13 protein-coding genes and 1 pseudogene are annotated in these 14,450 nt (G+C 74.6%); 11 read left to right on the forward strand and 3 right to left on the reverse strand.

The window, feature by feature from the left end:
• The first annotated feature begins 179 nt into the window (after positions 1–179).
• The 7 genes and pseudogenes from ssd to ACIQGZ_RS02945 all read left to right on the forward strand — a co-directional run.
• Complete coding sequence (gene ssd, locus ACIQGZ_RS02915) at positions 180–1,292, forward strand: septum site-determining protein Ssd (RefSeq protein ID WP_402598941.1); 1,113 nt, start codon at positions 180–182, stop codon at positions 1,290–1,292.
• Positions 1,289–2,569, forward strand: coding sequence for a TadA family conjugal transfer-associated ATPase (locus ACIQGZ_RS02920; protein ID WP_402598942.1), 1,281 nt, complete (start codon positions 1,289–1,291; stop codon positions 2,567–2,569). The genes ssd and ACIQGZ_RS02920 overlap by 4 nt, the downstream gene beginning before the upstream one ends.
• Positions 2,566–3,474, forward strand: a complete 909-nt coding sequence (locus ACIQGZ_RS02925) for a type II secretion system F family protein (RefSeq protein ID WP_402598943.1) — start codon at positions 2,566–2,568, stop codon at positions 3,472–3,474. Before ACIQGZ_RS02920 ends, ACIQGZ_RS02925 begins: the two co-directional genes overlap by 4 nt.
• Before the next feature lie 393 nt (positions 3,475–3,867).
• Positions 3,868–4,458, forward strand: a complete 591-nt coding sequence (locus ACIQGZ_RS02930; RefSeq protein ID WP_402598945.1) for a type II secretion system F family protein — start codon at positions 3,868–3,870, stop codon at positions 4,456–4,458.
• A gap of 243 nt (positions 4,459–4,701) precedes the next feature.
• Complete coding sequence (locus ACIQGZ_RS02935) at positions 4,702–4,878, forward strand: DUF4244 domain-containing protein (protein WP_402599955.1); 177 nt, start codon at positions 4,702–4,704, stop codon at positions 4,876–4,878.
• Entirely contained in the window at positions 4,865–5,287 is a 423-nt protein-coding gene (locus ACIQGZ_RS02940) for a TadE family type IV pilus minor pilin (protein ID WP_402598946.1), read from the forward strand. The genes ACIQGZ_RS02935 and ACIQGZ_RS02940 overlap by 14 nt, the downstream gene beginning before the upstream one ends.
• A pseudogene (locus ACIQGZ_RS02945) lies at positions 5,287–5,658 on the forward strand (Rv3654c family TadE-like protein); the annotation flags it as partial. The gene ACIQGZ_RS02940 and the pseudogene ACIQGZ_RS02945, both read left to right, overlap by 1 nt.
• A gap of 174 nt (positions 5,659–5,832) precedes the next feature.
• Here ACIQGZ_RS02945 and ACIQGZ_RS02950 read toward each other — a convergent pair.
• Positions 5,833–8,235: a DEAD/DEAH box helicase gene (locus tag ACIQGZ_RS02950; RefSeq protein WP_402598947.1), complete on the reverse strand. Its 2,403-nt coding sequence runs from the start codon at positions 8,233–8,235 to the stop codon at positions 5,833–5,835.
• A gap of 70 nt (positions 8,236–8,305) precedes the next feature.
• Here ACIQGZ_RS02950 and ACIQGZ_RS02955 point away from each other — a divergent pair, with 70 nt between their 5' ends.
• The 3 genes from ACIQGZ_RS02955 (at position 8,306) to ACIQGZ_RS02965 (ending at position 12,137) form a co-directional block, all read left to right on the forward strand.
• Entirely contained in the window at positions 8,306–8,647 is a 342-nt protein-coding gene (locus ACIQGZ_RS02955; protein WP_055586761.1) for an STAS domain-containing protein, read from the forward strand.
• 92 nt (positions 8,648–8,739) lie between these two features.
• A complete protein-coding gene (locus ACIQGZ_RS02960; RefSeq protein WP_402598948.1) occupies positions 8,740–9,165 on the forward strand; it encodes an ATP-binding protein in 426 nt (141 codons plus the stop codon).
• A gap of 467 nt (positions 9,166–9,632) precedes the next feature.
• Entirely contained in the window at positions 9,633–12,137 is a 2,505-nt protein-coding gene (locus ACIQGZ_RS02965; protein WP_402598949.1) for a sodium-translocating pyrophosphatase, read from the forward strand.
• 15 nt (positions 12,138–12,152) lie between these two features.
• Here ACIQGZ_RS02965 and ACIQGZ_RS02970 read toward each other — a convergent pair whose 3' ends face one another.
• Entirely contained in the window at positions 12,153–12,983 is an 831-nt protein-coding gene (locus tag ACIQGZ_RS02970) for an ABC transporter permease subunit (protein WP_402598950.1), read from the reverse strand.
• Positions 12,964–13,896, reverse strand: coding sequence for an ABC transporter ATP-binding protein (locus tag ACIQGZ_RS02975; RefSeq protein WP_402598951.1), 933 nt, complete (start codon positions 13,894–13,896; stop codon positions 12,964–12,966). The genes ACIQGZ_RS02970 and ACIQGZ_RS02975 overlap by 20 nt, the downstream gene beginning before the upstream one ends.
• A gap of 88 nt (positions 13,897–13,984) precedes the next feature.
• Here ACIQGZ_RS02975 and ACIQGZ_RS02980 point away from each other — a divergent pair, with 88 nt between their 5' ends.
• Positions 13,985–14,440, forward strand: a complete 456-nt coding sequence (locus ACIQGZ_RS02980; protein ID WP_402598952.1) for a GbsR/MarR family transcriptional regulator — start codon at positions 13,985–13,987, stop codon at positions 14,438–14,440.
• The last annotated feature ends 10 nt before the right edge of the window (positions 14,441–14,450 follow it).

Consider the following 14,450-nt stretch of genomic DNA (forward strand, 5'->3'; position numbering starts at 1 on the left):
CGGTTCCCGAAGTCCTCGCGATGATCCGAAGGTCCCTCGTGCGGGTGAACCGAGTTATCCACACCCCGGGTTTTTCCACAGGCTTTGGGCTCCTGCTGGCGACGACCGCCCGAGCCGCCCACCGTGGAGCCCTCGCGGTCCGGACGGTCCGCGAGGAGTCGCACACGGGGAGAACGGCCATGGCCGAACCATCGACGGAACACGGACCCTCCGGGGCCTCGCCGGTCGCCGGACCGCTGATCGTCAGCGGAGACGAGGAGCTGATCGAGCGCCTGCTCCGGCTCTGCGCAGGGGCCGGCGCCGAGCCCTGCATCCAGCGGGGCACCCCACCGGCTCGGGCACAGTGGGAGAGCGCCCCGCTGGTGGTGGTCGGTGACGACCTGGCCGACCGCTGCACCGACCTGCCGCGTCGCGGTGGTGTCCTGCTCATCGGCCGCGACCTCGACGACTGCGAGGTGTGGATGCGGGCCGTCGGCATCGGCGCCGACCATGTGCTCTTCCTGCCGGACGCCGAATCCTGGCTGCTGGACCGCATCGCCGACACCGCCGAGGGCGTCGGCGCGCACGCGCTGACCGTCGCCGTCGTCGGCGGCCGGGGCGGCGCCGGGGCGTCCACCCTGGCCTGCGCCCTGGCCGTCACCGCTGCCCGGGAGGGCCACCGCACGATGCTCATCGACGGCGACCCGCTCGGCGGCGGCCTGGACGTACTGCTGGGTGCCGAGGGGGCGACCGGGCTGCGCTGGCCGGACCTCGCAGGGTCCAGGGGCCGGGTGAACGGCAATGAGCTGGAGAAGGCACTGCCCAGCCTGCACCGGATGACCGCGCTCTCCTGGGATCGCAGCGACACCCTCACCATCCCGCCGGAGGCGATGCGCTCGGTGCTGGCCGCCGCCCGCCGCCGTGGCGGCCTGGTCGTCATCGACCTGCCGCGCCACCTCGACCCGGCGGCGGCCGAGGCGTTGGAGCAGGCCGACACCGGACTGCTGGTCGTCCCGGCGGAACTGCGGGCCATGGCCGCCGCCGGGCGGGTCGCGGCGGCGGTCCGGATGCGGCTGTCCGACCTGCGGGCCGTGGTCCGGGGGCCGGGCTGCGCCGGGCTCGGCGCCGAGGAGATCGCCCGGGGGCTGCGGCTGCCCCTGGCCGGAGAGCTGGTGGGCGAGCCCGGTCTGACGACGGACGTGGAGCGGGGCACCCCGCCGGGGCTGCGCGACACCGGACCGCTCGCCCGGTTCTGCTCCGCCTTCCTGGCCCGCGCCGTACCGCCGGCCACCGGGCGGGGAGCCGCCGTATGACCGCGCGCGGCGGGCGCCGTCCATTCGGGGCGGCAGTCGGTGCCGGTGCGGGCGGCGGGGCAGCGGGAGGACCCACCGCTCTGGTCGACGCCGTACGGCTGCGCCTCGCCGAGCTGGGCGCGGAGCCCACCACGGCCTCGGTCGCGGCCGCGCTGCGGGCCGAGCGGCCACCGCTCGGCGGCGGCGACGTCCTGGAGACCGTGCACGCCCTGCGCTCGGAGATCGTCGGCGCCGGACCACTGGACCTGCTGCTGGCCGATCCGGACGTCACGGATGTGCTGGTCAACGCCCCCGACCAGCTCTGGGTCGACCGTGGCGCCGGGCTGGCCCGGGTGGCCGGGGTCCGCTTCCCGGACGCGGCGGCGGTTCGGCGGCTGGCACAGCGGCTGGCCACCGCCGCCGGGCGGCGGCTGGACGACGCCCGGCCGTGGGTCGACGCCCGGTTGCCCGACGGCACCCGGTTGCACGCCGTACTGCCGCCGGTGGCGGTGGGCTGCACCCACATCTCGCTGCGGGTGGCCCGCCCGCGCGCCTTCACCCTGGAGGAGCTGACGGCGATCGGCGCCCTGTCGCCGCCCGGCGCGCAACTGCTGCGCTCGCTGGTCACGGCCCGGCTGTCCTTCCTGGTCAGCGGCGGCACCGGCAGCGGTAAGACCACCCTGCTCGCGGCGCTGCTCGGGCTGGTGGACCCGGCGGAGCGCATCGTGCTCGCCGAGGACTCCGCAGAACTGCGGCCCGCCCACCCGCATGTCGTCCGGCTGGAGGCCCGGCCACCCAACCAGGAGGGGCTCGGCCGGATCGACCTGCGAGACCTGGTGCGCCAGGCGCTGCGGATGCGGCCCGACCGGCTGGTGGTGGGCGAGGTCCGGGGGCCCGAGGTGCTGGATCTGCTGGCGGCGCTCAACACCGGCCACGAGGGCGGCTGCGGGACGGTGCACGCCAACTCCGCAGCCGACGTCCCGGCCCGGTTGGAGGCCCTGGGCTCGATGGCGGGCCTGGACCGCACCGCGCTGCACAGCCAGCTCGGCTCGGCACTGGACGCGGTGGTGCACCTGGTGCGCCATCCGGGCACCGGTCGGCGGCGGGTGGCGGAGGTCCGGGTCCTGGTACGGGACGGCGCCGGGCTCACGGCCACCACGCCGGCCGCCGTGCTCGACCCGGACGGCGGCTGCCGACCCGGGCCGGGGTGGCGGTGCCTGGCGGAGCGGTGCGCCGCGCGCGGGGTGGACCTGGCCGGGGTGGACCTGGCTGGGGCCGGTGGGGTGGGTTCCCGGTGAGCGCGGGTGCGGGTGGGGTGCTCCGGGCGCTGCCGCTGATGGCGCTGGCGGTCTGGGCATGGGCCGCCGCACAGCACGGCGGCCGGGTACGACGCCGTCGGCGGCTGGGCGCTGACCCGAGGTCGGACGGCCTGCTTCCTCTGCTGCGGCACCGGGTCGGCGTGCTGCTGCCGTGCGTCCGCCCGCCCCGCTGGGCCGTACCGGAACTGCTGCTCGTCCCGGCGGGGCTGCTGATCTGCTGGCCGCTGCGGTCACCCGTCCCGGTGCTGGCCGCCGCTCTCGCCGTACGGCCGCTGCGGCGGTGGCGGCTGGCCCGGCGGGCCCGGGGCGAGCAGCAGCAGCGGGAGACGGCCGTGGCCGAGCTGTGCACTGCCCTCGCGGCCGAGCTGCGCACCGGGGCCGTCCCGGTCCGTGCGCTGGAGGCCGTGCTCGCACCGGGCGGTCCCGCCGCCGACACGTTGCACCGCAGCGGCATCGACACGACCGCGCTGCTGGCAGCCGCCCGCTTCGCCGGGGACGTGCCCGGGGCACTGCGGCACACGGCCGCCCTTCCCGGCGCGTCCGGGACCGCCGCCCTTGCCGCCTGCTGGCAGGTGGCGGCGGACAGCGGGGCCGGTCTGGCCGCCGGGCTCGACCGGGTCGCCGAGGCGCTGCGCGCCGACCGCGCCCTCCGGGAGGCCGTACGCGGCGAGCTGGCCGGTCCCCGGACCACAGCGGTGGTGCTGGCGCTGTTGCCGGCCCCCGGTCTGCTGATGGGCGCGGCCCTGGGGGCCGACCCGTTCCAGGTGCTGCTGCATACGCCGTCCGGGCTCGGTTGCCTGGCGGCGGGCGTGGCGCTGGAGGCGGCCGGGCTGGTGTGGACGGCGCGGATCGTGCGTGGGGCCGAGAGGCTGCGGCCGTGCTGAGGGCGGGGTGGGTCGACTGGCGGCCCGTTCGTCGTGCTGCTGTGCGTGTCCGCCGGGCTCGCTTGCCTGGTGGCCGGGCCGGTGTGGACGGCGTGGGGGAGGCCGTGGCAGGGGGTGGGCTGGCGGTGGCCGGAGTGATCACGGGGACGGCGGGTCGGGCCGGCTCGCCAGGACGGGAGGAGTACGGCGGTGCAGCAGATGCTGGCCGGCCCGGCGGTGGCAGCAGTGACGTGGGCGGTGACCCGGTCGGTCGTGCGATGGGGACTCCGACGGGCCTCGCGACACAGGGCAGCGACGCTCGGGGTGGTCGGACCGCCCCGGCCGCGCGAATGGGCCCGGCTGCCTCAGGTGCCCGGCGGGTCAGCGGCCGCTTATGGCCGGTGGGCACGGCGGTTGGCCCCCTGGGCGGCGGGCAGCGGAGCGGCACTGCTGATCGGCGGGGTGCCCGGCCTGCTGGTGGGCCCGCTGGTGGCCCTCGCCCTGCGTCGCGGGTTGCTCCGCCTGACCGCCACGGCCGACCCGCCGGGCGTCGACCCCCGCCTCGAATCGCAACTGCCGCTCGCCGCCGATCTGCTGGCCGCCTGCCTCGGTGCCGCAGGGCCGCCGTCCGACGCCGCAGCTGCCGTGTCACGCGCGGTCGGCTCCCCGATGCGGGAGCGGCTGGCGACCGTGGCCGCAGAACTGCGCCTGGGCGCCGATCCGGCCGAGTGCTGGGAGCGGCTGGGGGCGGCCTGCCCGGCGCTCGCGCCCCTGGCCCACTGCCTGGCGCGGGCGGACACCAGCGGTGCACCACCCGCCGCCACTCTGTCCCGGCTCGCGGAGGAGCAGCGTGGCGCTGCGGCCCGAGCCGCCACCACCCGCTGCAACCGTGCCGGGGTGATCGCCACCGCCCCGCTGGGCGGGTGCTTCCTGCCGGCCTTCGTCCTGATCGGCATCGTCCCCGTTGTCACCGGGCTCGCCTCGGGCTTCCTGGGCCATCCCTGACCACCGGCCTCCCTGACCACCGGCCTCCCTGACCACCGGCCTCCCTGACCACCGACCTCGACCACCAACCCACTCTGTGAGGAGCCCCCCTTGGCCACCAACCGACGCCGGGCCGCAGTGCGCCCCGCGATGCCGCGGTTCTTCGGGCCGACCTTGCGACGGCTGCTGGAACTGCTGCGCCTGCTCGCCCTGCTGCTCCGCCGGAGGCTCGCCCGGCTACCCCGGCCGACCCGGCTCGGCAGGCTGCCGGTCCGCCGGTTCGCGGCCTGCCCGGACGCCGGGATGACCACCGCCGAGTACGCGGTGGGCACCGTCGCCGCCTGCGGGTTCGCCGCCGTGCTCTACAAGGTGGTGACCAGTGAGGCCGTCAGCGGTGCGATTGCCAAGCTGGTCGAGAGGGCACTCGATGTGGGCTTCTGACCGCTGCCGTGCCCGGCACGGGGGCCGGCGGCGGCGCGGGGACGCCGGGTACGTCACAGCCGAGACGGCGGTCGCGCTCCCCACCCTGGTCCTGGCCGTCATGATGCTCATCTGGGGCTTGCTGGCGACCACCGCCCAGATCCGCTGTGTGGATGCGGCCCGGGTGGGGGCCAGGGCCGCCGCCCGGGGCGAGGCCGACGCGGCGGTGCTCACCGCCGTCCGACGGGCCGCCCCTGACGGCGCCGAGGTCAGCGTCGTGCGCGGCCCGGACACGGTGCGGGTGGCCGTCGCGGCGCTGTTCGGCGGGCCCGGGGTGCTGACACGGGGGCTGTCGGTGCGGGTCGCCGCCGAAGCGGTGGCGGCCCGGGAGGACGTGCTGCCCGATGCGCTGCCGGGGGCTGCGGAGTGATGGGACCGAGGTACCGGAGCCGCGTCGCCGTGGCGCTGCGGGCGGCAGCGGCCGACGATCAGGGTTCGGCCGTGGTGTGGCTGCTGGCCCTGGTGATGCTCGGTTGCTGCGCCTTCGCGGCCGCGCTCGGCCTGGGGGCCGCGGTGGCGGCCCGCCACCGGGCGGAGTCGGCCGCCGACCTGGCCGCGCTGGCCGGAGCCCAGCGGCTGCTGCTGGAGCCGGACCGGGCCTGCGCACGGGCGGCGGCGATCGTCGAGGCCCACCACGCGCATCTGGCCGAGTGCGAGATCGGCGACGACAGCGTGGCGGTACGGGTCGAGGTGATCCCGCGCGGCCTGCCGAGCCTGCTGCCGCCCGCCAGTGCCCGAGCACGGGCCGGTCCCCTCTGGGCCGACGGACCCGACCCAGCCGACCCCGGCGGACCTGATCCCGCCGACGCCGCACCCGACACGGTCACCCCCGCCCCGGCCGCGCCCTCACCTGACGGACTCGACCCTGTTGCACCTCACCCCGCCACTCCGGCTTCGGCGGCGTCGGGCCGGACGTCAGGCGGCGGCTGCCAGCAGTATGTCCAGCAGCCGCACCGCTGCCGCCTTGTCCAGCGGGTCGTTGCCGTTGCCGCACTTGGGGGACTGGATGCAGGACGGGCAGCCCCGGTCGCACTCGCAGACGGCGATGGCCTCCCGGGTCGCGGCCAGCCACTCCGCCGCGCGGCCGAAGCCCCGCTCGGCGAAGCCGGCGCCGCCCGAGTGGCCGTCGTACACGAACACGGTGGGCAGCCCGGTGTCGGGGTGCAGCGGCACCGAAACGCCGCCGATGTCCCAGCGGTCGCAGGTGGCGAAGAGCGGCAGCAGACCGATGGAGGCGTGCTCGGCGGCGTGTGCCGCACCGGGCAGCTGGTCCGGGGCGATGTCCGCGTCGATCAACTGGTCCTCCGTCACCGACCACCACACGGCGCGGGTGCGCAGCGTACGCGGCGGCAGGTCGAGCTTGGTCTCGCCCAGCACCTCACCGGTGGCGATCTTTCGCCGCAGGAAGGAGACGACCTGGTTGACCACCTCCACCGAGCCGAAGCTCAGCAGGGCGTCCCCCCACTTCACGGTGGTGTCCGTGGCCAGCACGCTGATGGCAGTAGTGTCCCTGGCGACGGTGGTGTAGGGCGGGTCCGCCTCCCGGACCAGGGCCACCGAGGTCTCAAGGTCCAGGTCCTGCACCAGGTAGCTGCGCCCCCGGTGCAGATGGACGGCCCCGGTGTGCACGGTGGTGTGGGAGGCCGCCGCGTCGACCGTGCCCAGCAGCCGTCCGGTGTCCTCCTCCACGATCTGCACCGGGGACCCGCCGCCGCCCCGGATGTCCACCCCGTCCGCCGGCCGCTCCCGGCGGGTCCAGTACCAGCCGCCGGCCCGCCGCCGCAGCAGCCCGCGCCGCTCCAACTGGGGCAGCAGCGGCCCGGCGGACGGGCCGAACAGCTCCAGGTCCGCCGGGCCGAGCGGCAGTTCCGCCGCAGCCGCGCACAGGTGCGGGGCCAGGACGTGCGGGTTGTCCGGGTCCAGCACGGTGGACTCCACCGGCTGCTGGAACAGCGCCTCCGGGTGGTGGACCAGATAGGTGTCCAGCGGGTCGTCCCGGGCGATCAGCACGGCCAGCGCACCCTGCCCGGCCCGCCCGGCCCGGCCTGCCTGCTGCCACAGCGAGGCCCGGGTGCCGGGGTAGCCGGCCAGCAGTACCGCGTCCAGACCGGAGACATCCATCCCCAGTTCCAGGGCGGAGGTCGATGCCACACCGAGCAGCCGACCCGAGTGCAGATCCCGCTCCAGCCCCCGGCGCTCCTCGGCCAGATAGCCGCCCCGGTAGGCCGCGACCCGCCCGGCCAGGGCGCGGTCCACCTCGGCCAGCCGGTCCTGGGCCTGGAGCGCCACCACCTCGGCGCCACGCCGGGAGCGGACGAACACCACCGTGCGGGTCGCGTCCAGCACCAGGTCGGTGAGCAGGTCGGCGGCCTCGGCGGTGGCGGTGCGGCGGACGGGTGCGCCCTGCTCGCCCACCAGTTCGGTGAGGGGTGGTTCCCAGAGGGCGAAGACCAGGTCGCCACGCGGGGAGGCGTCGTCGGTCACCTCGGCGACCGGCAGCCCGGTCAGGCGGCCGGCGGAGGCTCCCGGCTCGGCCGAGGTGGCCGACGCGAGCAGGAAGACCGGATCGGCGCCGTAGCGGGCGCAGATCCGGCGCAGCCGCCGCAGCACCTGCGCGACATGGGAGCCGAAGACACCCCGGTAGGTGTGGCACTCGTCCACCACCACGTACCGCAGCGCCTTCAGGAACGCGGCCCACCGGGTGTGTGCCGGCAGGATGCCCCGGTGCAGCATGTCCGGGTTGGTGAGCACATAGGAGGCGTACTGCCTCACCCATTCGCGCTCCTCCACCGGAGTGTCGCCGTCGTACAGCGCGGCGCGTACCCGGGGCGGGGCCAGTTCGGCGGTGCGCCGGCGCTGGTCGGCGGCGAGCGCCTTGGTCGGCGCGAGGTAGAGCGCGGTGGCGCCCCGGCCGTTCGGCGCCTCGGTGCCGTCCAGCAGCGTGCTGAGCACCGGGGCGAGGTAGCCGAGCGACTTGCCGGAGGCGGTACCGGTGGCGATCACCGTACTGGTGCCCGCCAGGGCCAGTTCCATGGCCCTGGCCTGGTGGGTCCACGGCCGCTCCATGCCGAGGGCGCGCGCGGCCTCGACCACCTCCGTACGGATTCCGGACGGCCACTCCGCATGGCTGCCTGGGCGGGCGGGCAGGTGCTCCGTATGGGTGAGGCGATCTTGCCGTCCGCGAGTGCTGGACAGCCTGGTGAGTGCGGCGGCGGGCGGGCGGCTGCTGGGCGGCATAAGGACCCAGTGTGTCACCGGCCTGACGGAGAATCGCCGCAAGGCGTCGTGCTGCCCTGGTCGCAGGTGGTTGAATGCCATGGCGGGTGGCGACCGCCCGTCCCGGGCGGTCGAGGATCGCAACGAAGCAAGGCAAGGTGCTGGAGGTTCCGTGGACCTGTCCCTGTCGACCCGTACCGTCGACGACCGCACGGTCGTCGAGGTGGGCGGCGAGATCGATGTGTACACCGCCCCGAAGCTGCGTGAGCAGCTCGTCGAGCTGGTCAACGAGGGTCACTACCACCTGATCGTCGATATGGAAGGCGTGGACTTCCTGGACTCGACCGGTCTGGGTGTCCTCGTCGGCGGTCTCAAGCGAGTGCGTGCGCACGAGGGCTCGCTCCGCCTGGTCTGCAACCAGGAGCGCATTCTGAAGATCTTCCGGATCACCGGTCTCACCAAGGTGTTCCCCATCCACAACACGGTGGACGAGGCCGTCGCGGCGACCGACTGAGCCGAGGCGCCCCCGGGTCCTCCGCACCCGGCGTGCGGAGGACCCGGGGGCGCGCGGCTCCACGGCACACCGCAACGATCCGAGGGGAAGCCATGGCAACCGTCGAACTCCGATTCAGTGCGCTCCCCGAGCATGTGCGTACCGCCCGGCTGGTGGCCGCGGCGGTCGCGCGCCGCGCCGGGGTCGACGAGTCCGTACTGGACGAGGTGCGGCTGGCGGTGGGTGAGGCGTGCTCACGGGCAGTGGGTCTGCACCACCGCTCCGGGGTGGAGGAACCCGTACGGGTGACGCTGGTCGAGCAGGAGAAGCGGTTTTTCATCGAGGTCGGGGACGGCGTCGGCCATGAGTCGGCCCCCGACGCGCCCGCCGCCTCCGGTGACGCCGACGACTCGACCGAGGACGCGATGGGCTTGGCCGTGATCAGCGGCCTGGTCGACGATCTCGCTGTCGGCAGCGACGACCTCGGCGGAGTGATCCGGATGAGCTGGCCGGTGGCGGTGCACGAGGTCGCCGTCTGACCGCAGTCGCACAGATGTACCCACCGCACAGATGTACGCCGAGGGGCGCCCCCATCCGGGGCGCCCCTCGGCGCGTCCCGGCCCGGCTCCCGGAAACCGGCTTTCCGGCCCCGCCCCGCCCCGCCCTCCGGGCCGCGCCACGCCGTCACCCGTTGCGCCTGCGGTGTGAACGGCCGCCGCCCAACGTGCCGGGTGCGTCCGGTCGTTGGACAATTGCCCTGGGTCGTGGCGATAGCTGCCCATGACCGCCTGATTGTTGCTCCTGGTCTGTTTTGATCAAGGCTTGGTCCCTACAATCCTCGGCATCCGGCCGGTACCGCGAGGCCCGGCCCGATGCGTTGCAACGCCCGCACTGCCGAGCAGATATGTGCGCACCGCTCAGGTCGCGGCTGTTTCTGCGGTTCCGCCCCGACCTCCCGGCCCGACGCGGCCTGCGGCGCCGACATGCCAGACGTCAAGGAGGACCGATGGCGGGGCTCATCCATCCGGCAAGCACGCACCTGGCAAGCACACACCTGGCAAGCACGCACCCGGCAAGCCCGAATCCGGCGGCCACCACCCTCCACCCACCCCTCGCGGCAGCCTCCTCGGGCGTCCGGGCGGCCCTCACCGGTCAGAACCTGACCCTGGTGGTCGTCGTCGGCGTCATCGCCCTCGCCGCGCTGGGCGTGGCCGCGATCCTGATCCGCCAGGTGCTCGCCCACGAACAGGGCACCGAGCGCATGAAGCAGATCGCCGCCGCCGTCCAGGAAGGCGCCAACGCCTATCTCGCCCGACAGCTGCGCACCCTTGCCTTCTTCGCGGTCGCGGTGTTCTTCCTGCTGATGCTGCTGCCTGCGGACGGCTGGGGCCAGCGCATCGGCAGATCGGGGTTCTTCCTGGTCGGAGCCGGTTTCTCGGCCGCCACCGGCTATCTGGGCATGTGGCTCGCGGTCCGCAGCAACGTCAGGGTCGCCGCCGCCGCCCGCGCCGCCACTCCCGCCCCCGCCCCCGCGATCACCCCCACCGAGGGCGGCCCCAGCTCCGCGCCCGACGTCCGGCTGGTCTCCCACCGGGCGATGCGGATCGCCTTCCGCACCGGCGGCGTGGTCGGCATGTGCACCGTGGGCCTCGGCCTGCTGGGCGCGGCCGTGGTGGTGCTGCTCTACCGCGCGGACGCGCCCCGGGTGCTGGAGGGCTTCGGCTTCGGCGCGGCGCTGCTGGCGATGTTCATGCGGGTGGGCGGCGGGATCTTCACCAAGGCCGCCGATGTGGGCGCCGACCTGGTCGGCAAGGTGGAGCAGGGCATCCCCGAGGACGACCCGCGCAATGCCGCCACCATCGCGGACAACGTGGGCGACAACGTCGGTGACTGCGCCGGGATGGCCGCCGACCTGTTCGAGTCCTATGCCGTCACCCTGGTGGCCGCGTTGATCCTCGGCAGCGCCGCCTTCGGCGACGACGGCCTGGCCTTCCCGCTGGTCGTCCCGGCGATCGGCGTCGTCACAGCGGTGATCGGCATCTTCGCGGTCTCCCCCCGGGCCAGGGACCGCAGCGGTATGACCGCCATCAACCGGGGCTTCTTCATCTCGGCGGTGATCTCGCTGCTGCTGGTGGTCGCGGCGGTCTTCGCCTTCCTGCCGTCCAGCTTCGCCCGGCTGCGGAACGTACCGGCGTCGATCAGCGGGCACGGCGGCGACCCGCGCCTGTTCGCGCTCGCCTCGGTCGCCGTCGGCATCGTGCTGGCGGCGGTCATTCAGCAGCTCACCGGCTACTTCACCGAGACCACCCGCCGCCCGGTGCGGGACGTCGGCCGGACGTCCCTCACCGGCCCCGCGACCGTGGTCCTCTCCGGGATCTCGCTCGGCCTGGAGTCGGCGGTCTACTCCGCAGTGGTGATCGGCGCCGCCGTCTACGGCGCGTATCTGCTGGGCGGCGGTTCCATCGTGCTGGCGCTGTTCGCGGTGGCCCTGGCCGGCACCGGCCTGCTGACCACGGTGGGCGTGATCGTGGCGATGGACACCTTCGGCCCGGTGTCCGACAACGCGCAGGGCATCGCGGAGATGTCCGGCGACGTGCGGGGCGCCGGCGCCCAGGTGCTCACCGAGCTGGACGCGGTGGGCAACACCACCAAGGCGATCACCAAGGGCATCGCCATCGCCACCGCCGTACTGGCCGCCACCGCGCTGTTCGGCTCGTTCACCGACGCCATCCACACCGCCGCCGCCGATGTGGGCCCCGCCGCCCACGGGAACACGCTCAGCCTGGACATCTCGCAGCCCAACAACCTGGTCGGGCTGTTGCTGGGCGCGGCCGTGGTGTTCCTCTTCTCCGGCCTGGCCATCAGCGCCGTCTCCCGCTCGGCCGGCGCGGTGGTCTTCGAGGTCCGCCGCCAGTTCCGCGAACATCCGGGGATCATGGACGGCACCGAGACGCCCGAGTACGGCCGGGTGGTCGACATCTGCACCAAGGACGCGCTGCGGGAGCTCGCCACGCCCGGCCTGCTGGCGGTGCTGGCCCCGATCGCGGTGGGCTTCGCGCTGGGCGTCGGCTCGCTCGGCTCGTTCCTGGCGGGCGCCATCGGGGCGGGCACCCTGATGGCGGTCTTCCTGGCCAACTCCGGTGGCGCCTGGGACAACGCCAAGAAGCTGGTCGAGGACGGCCACTTCGGCGGCAAGGGCAGCGAGGCCCATGCGGCCACCGTCATCGGTGACACCGTCGGTGACCCGTTCAAGGACACCGCGGGGCCGGCCATCAACCCGCTGCTCAAGGTGATGAACCTGGTGTCGCTGCTGATCGCCCCGGCCATCGTGCGGTTCAGCTTCGGCGCGCACGCCAGCCTCGGCCTGCGGATCGGCGTGGCGCTGCTGGCACTGGCCGTGATCGTGGCGGCGGTGTACGTCTCCAAGCGCCGCCGGGTCGCGGTCGGTGACGACGACGGGGACGGCCGGGGCGAGACCACCCGGTCACCGGACCCGGCGGCGGTCCCCTGAGGCGCCCGTACCGGATCAGACGCCGATGTCCCGCCGCCTGAAGGCCCAGACACCCACTGCCGTGAGCACCGCGCAGGCGGCAGCCAGCACCCCGGCGTCGGCCCACCGGAACCCGTGCTTCAGCGGCTCGCCGCCCGCGTAGTAGTGGAAGGCCGACAGGCGGCGGGCCCAGCCGAGGCCGATCTGCGGGCCGAAGGCGTTCAGCGCGTACGACACCACCCCCACCGCCGCCGCCACACCGAAGACCAGCCCGCGCCGGGGCAGCAGGCAGCCGACGCAGAGCGCCAGCGCGCCGAAGAACGCGCCCAGCAGCGCCAGGTCGAGGCACTGCGCGGCGAACTCGGCGGGCGAGACGCTGCCGAGCCGGGCCGGGCCCCGGATCGCCAGCATCATCAGCAGCACCCCGGCCGCGACCACCGCCGAGCCAGTGGCCAGCGCCGCGTACCGGTGCAGCACCAGCCGCGCCCGGCCGACCGGGTGGGCCAGCAGCAGGTCCAGGTAGCCGGACTCCTCGTCGCCCGCGACGGCCCGGGTGCCGGTCGCGGCGCCGTGGAACAGCACCAGCAGCGGGACCACCATCCCGAACGGCGTGGAGCCGAGATACCCGGCGGCGGTGGACATGTCGTCCAGGCCGAACGCCTGCCTCAGCCCGGCCGGGAAGCTCCGGTAGAGGTCCCCGGCGGCCCCGCCGAGCTGCGGGTAGAAGCCGGCGTACAGGGCTCCGGCGAGCGCGGTGCCGACCGTCCAGGCGATCAGCGGACGCCGGCCGTCGCGCAGCGCCTGGCTCCAGACGGTGCGCGGCAGCAGCCCGCGCCGTGGCAGGGCCTCAGGCGGCGACGCGGTCATGGCCGGCTCCGTCCCGCTGCTCCCGGTAGTAGGCGAAGAACAGCTGCTCCAGGTCGGGTTCCTCGCAGAGCAGCCCGGTGACGGTGTGGCGGGCGGCGGCCTTGACCAGCGCGTCCGGGCTGCCGGCCAGTCGGCAGCGCAGCAGGCTGCCGGTGGCGGTGGTCTGGACGGCGACCTCCGCGACCCCGGGCAGCCGGTGGAACTCCTCGGCCGCCACCGGCCCGTCGAAGTGCAGCTCGACCGTCCGCACCGCGCGCTCCCGCAGCGCCGCCACGGTGTCCACGGTGACCAGCAGACCGTCGCGGATGATCGCCACCCGGTCGGCGGCGGCCTGCACCTCGCTCAGCGCATGCGAGGACATGAAGACCGTCCGGCCGTCCGCCCTGGCCTCCCGGACCAGCTCCAGGAAGACCCGCTGCACCAGCGGGTCGAGGCCGGAGGTGGGCTCGTCCAGGATCAGCAGCTCGGGTTCGTGCATGAATGCCTGCACCAGCCCGACCTTCTGCCGGTTGCCCTTGGACAGCGAGCGGATTCGGGGCTCCGGCTCCAGCCCGAGCCGCTCCGCCAGCCCGGTGATCCGGCGCTCCGGTACGCCGCCGCGCAGCGCCGCCAGGAAGGCCAGGCACTCCCGTACGGTCTGCCGCCCGTCGACGGTGAAGTCGCCCGCGAGGTAGCCGACCCGCCGGTGCAGCTCGACGGCGTCGGTGCGCGGGTCGAGCCCCAGCACCCGGGCCCGGCCGCCGGTGGGCCGGATCAGGTCGAGCAGCAGCCGGATGGCGGTGGACTTGCCCGCCCCGTTGGGGCCCAGAAACCCGAAGACCTCGCCCCGGTCGACGTCCAGGGTGAGATCGACCAGGCCGCGGCGGCGGCCGTAGGTCTTCGCCAGCTGCTCCAGCTGGATCGCCTTCTCCATACATAGGAGAGTACTGAACTTTCAGTAATACGTGAATGTTCGAAACGATAGGATTTCCGAAGCGGATCGAACCGGAGGAGGGTGCACCATGGCGGACACATCCACGACCGCCGAACAGCTCGCGCTGGTGCTCACCCAGGCGGGCATGCAGCGGATGGCGGCCCGGGTGCTCTGCGGGCTGCTCTACTCCGAGCAGGAGACCACCACCGCCGGGGAGCTGTGCGCGCAGCTCGGCGCCAGCGCGGGCGGGGTCTCCGGCGCACTGAAGACGCTGATGTCGCTGGACCTGGTGGAGCGGGTGCCCGCCCCCGGCGACCGGCGCGACCACTACCGGCTGCGCGCGGACGGCTGGGCGATCATGATGTCCAGCCAGAACCGCCTCCTGGACGTGATGCGCAGTTCGGCCGAGGAGGGGATGGCGGCGGCCGGTGAGCAGAGCGTGGCCGGTCGGCGGCTGAGTGAGATGCGCGACTTCTACGCTTATATGCAGCGCGAGCTGCCCGCCCTGATCGACCGCTGGCATCAGCAGCGACCGGCACGCTGACCGGCGCGGC

This window comes from Streptomyces sp. NPDC092296 (assembly GCF_044755465.1).
Taxonomy (GTDB): Bacteria; Actinomycetota; Actinomycetes; order Streptomycetales; family Streptomycetaceae; genus Peterkaempfera.

Excerpts from the sequence above, each read along its gene's own strand:
- ACIQGZ_RS02980 (WP_402598952.1), top strand. The coding sequence starts at position 13,985 with ATGGCGGACACATCCACGACCGCCGAACAGCTCGCGCTGGTGCTCACC.
- ACIQGZ_RS02920 (WP_402598942.1), top strand. The coding sequence starts at position 1,289 with ATGACCGCGCGCGGCGGGCGCCGTCCATTCGGGGCGGCAGTCGGTGCC.
- ACIQGZ_RS02960 (WP_402598948.1), top strand. The coding sequence starts at position 8,740 with ATGGCAACCGTCGAACTCCGATTCAGTGCGCTCCCCGAGCATGTGCGT.
- ACIQGZ_RS02970 (WP_402598950.1), bottom strand. The coding sequence starts at position 12,983 with ATGACCGCGTCGCCGCCTGAGGCCCTGCCACGGCGCGGGCTGCTGCCG.
- ACIQGZ_RS02950 (WP_402598947.1), bottom strand. The coding sequence starts at position 8,235 with ATGGCATTCAACCACCTGCGACCAGGGCAGCACGACGCCTTGCGGCGA.
- ACIQGZ_RS02940 (WP_402598946.1), top strand. The coding sequence starts at position 4,865 with ATGTGGGCTTCTGACCGCTGCCGTGCCCGGCACGGGGGCCGGCGGCGG.
- ssd (WP_402598941.1), top strand. The coding sequence starts at position 180 with ATGGCCGAACCATCGACGGAACACGGACCCTCCGGGGCCTCGCCGGTC.
- ACIQGZ_RS02975 (WP_402598951.1), bottom strand. The coding sequence starts at position 13,896 with ATGGAGAAGGCGATCCAGCTGGAGCAGCTGGCGAAGACCTACGGCCGC.
- ACIQGZ_RS02965 (WP_402598949.1), top strand. The coding sequence starts at position 9,633 with ATGGCGGGGCTCATCCATCCGGCAAGCACGCACCTGGCAAGCACACAC.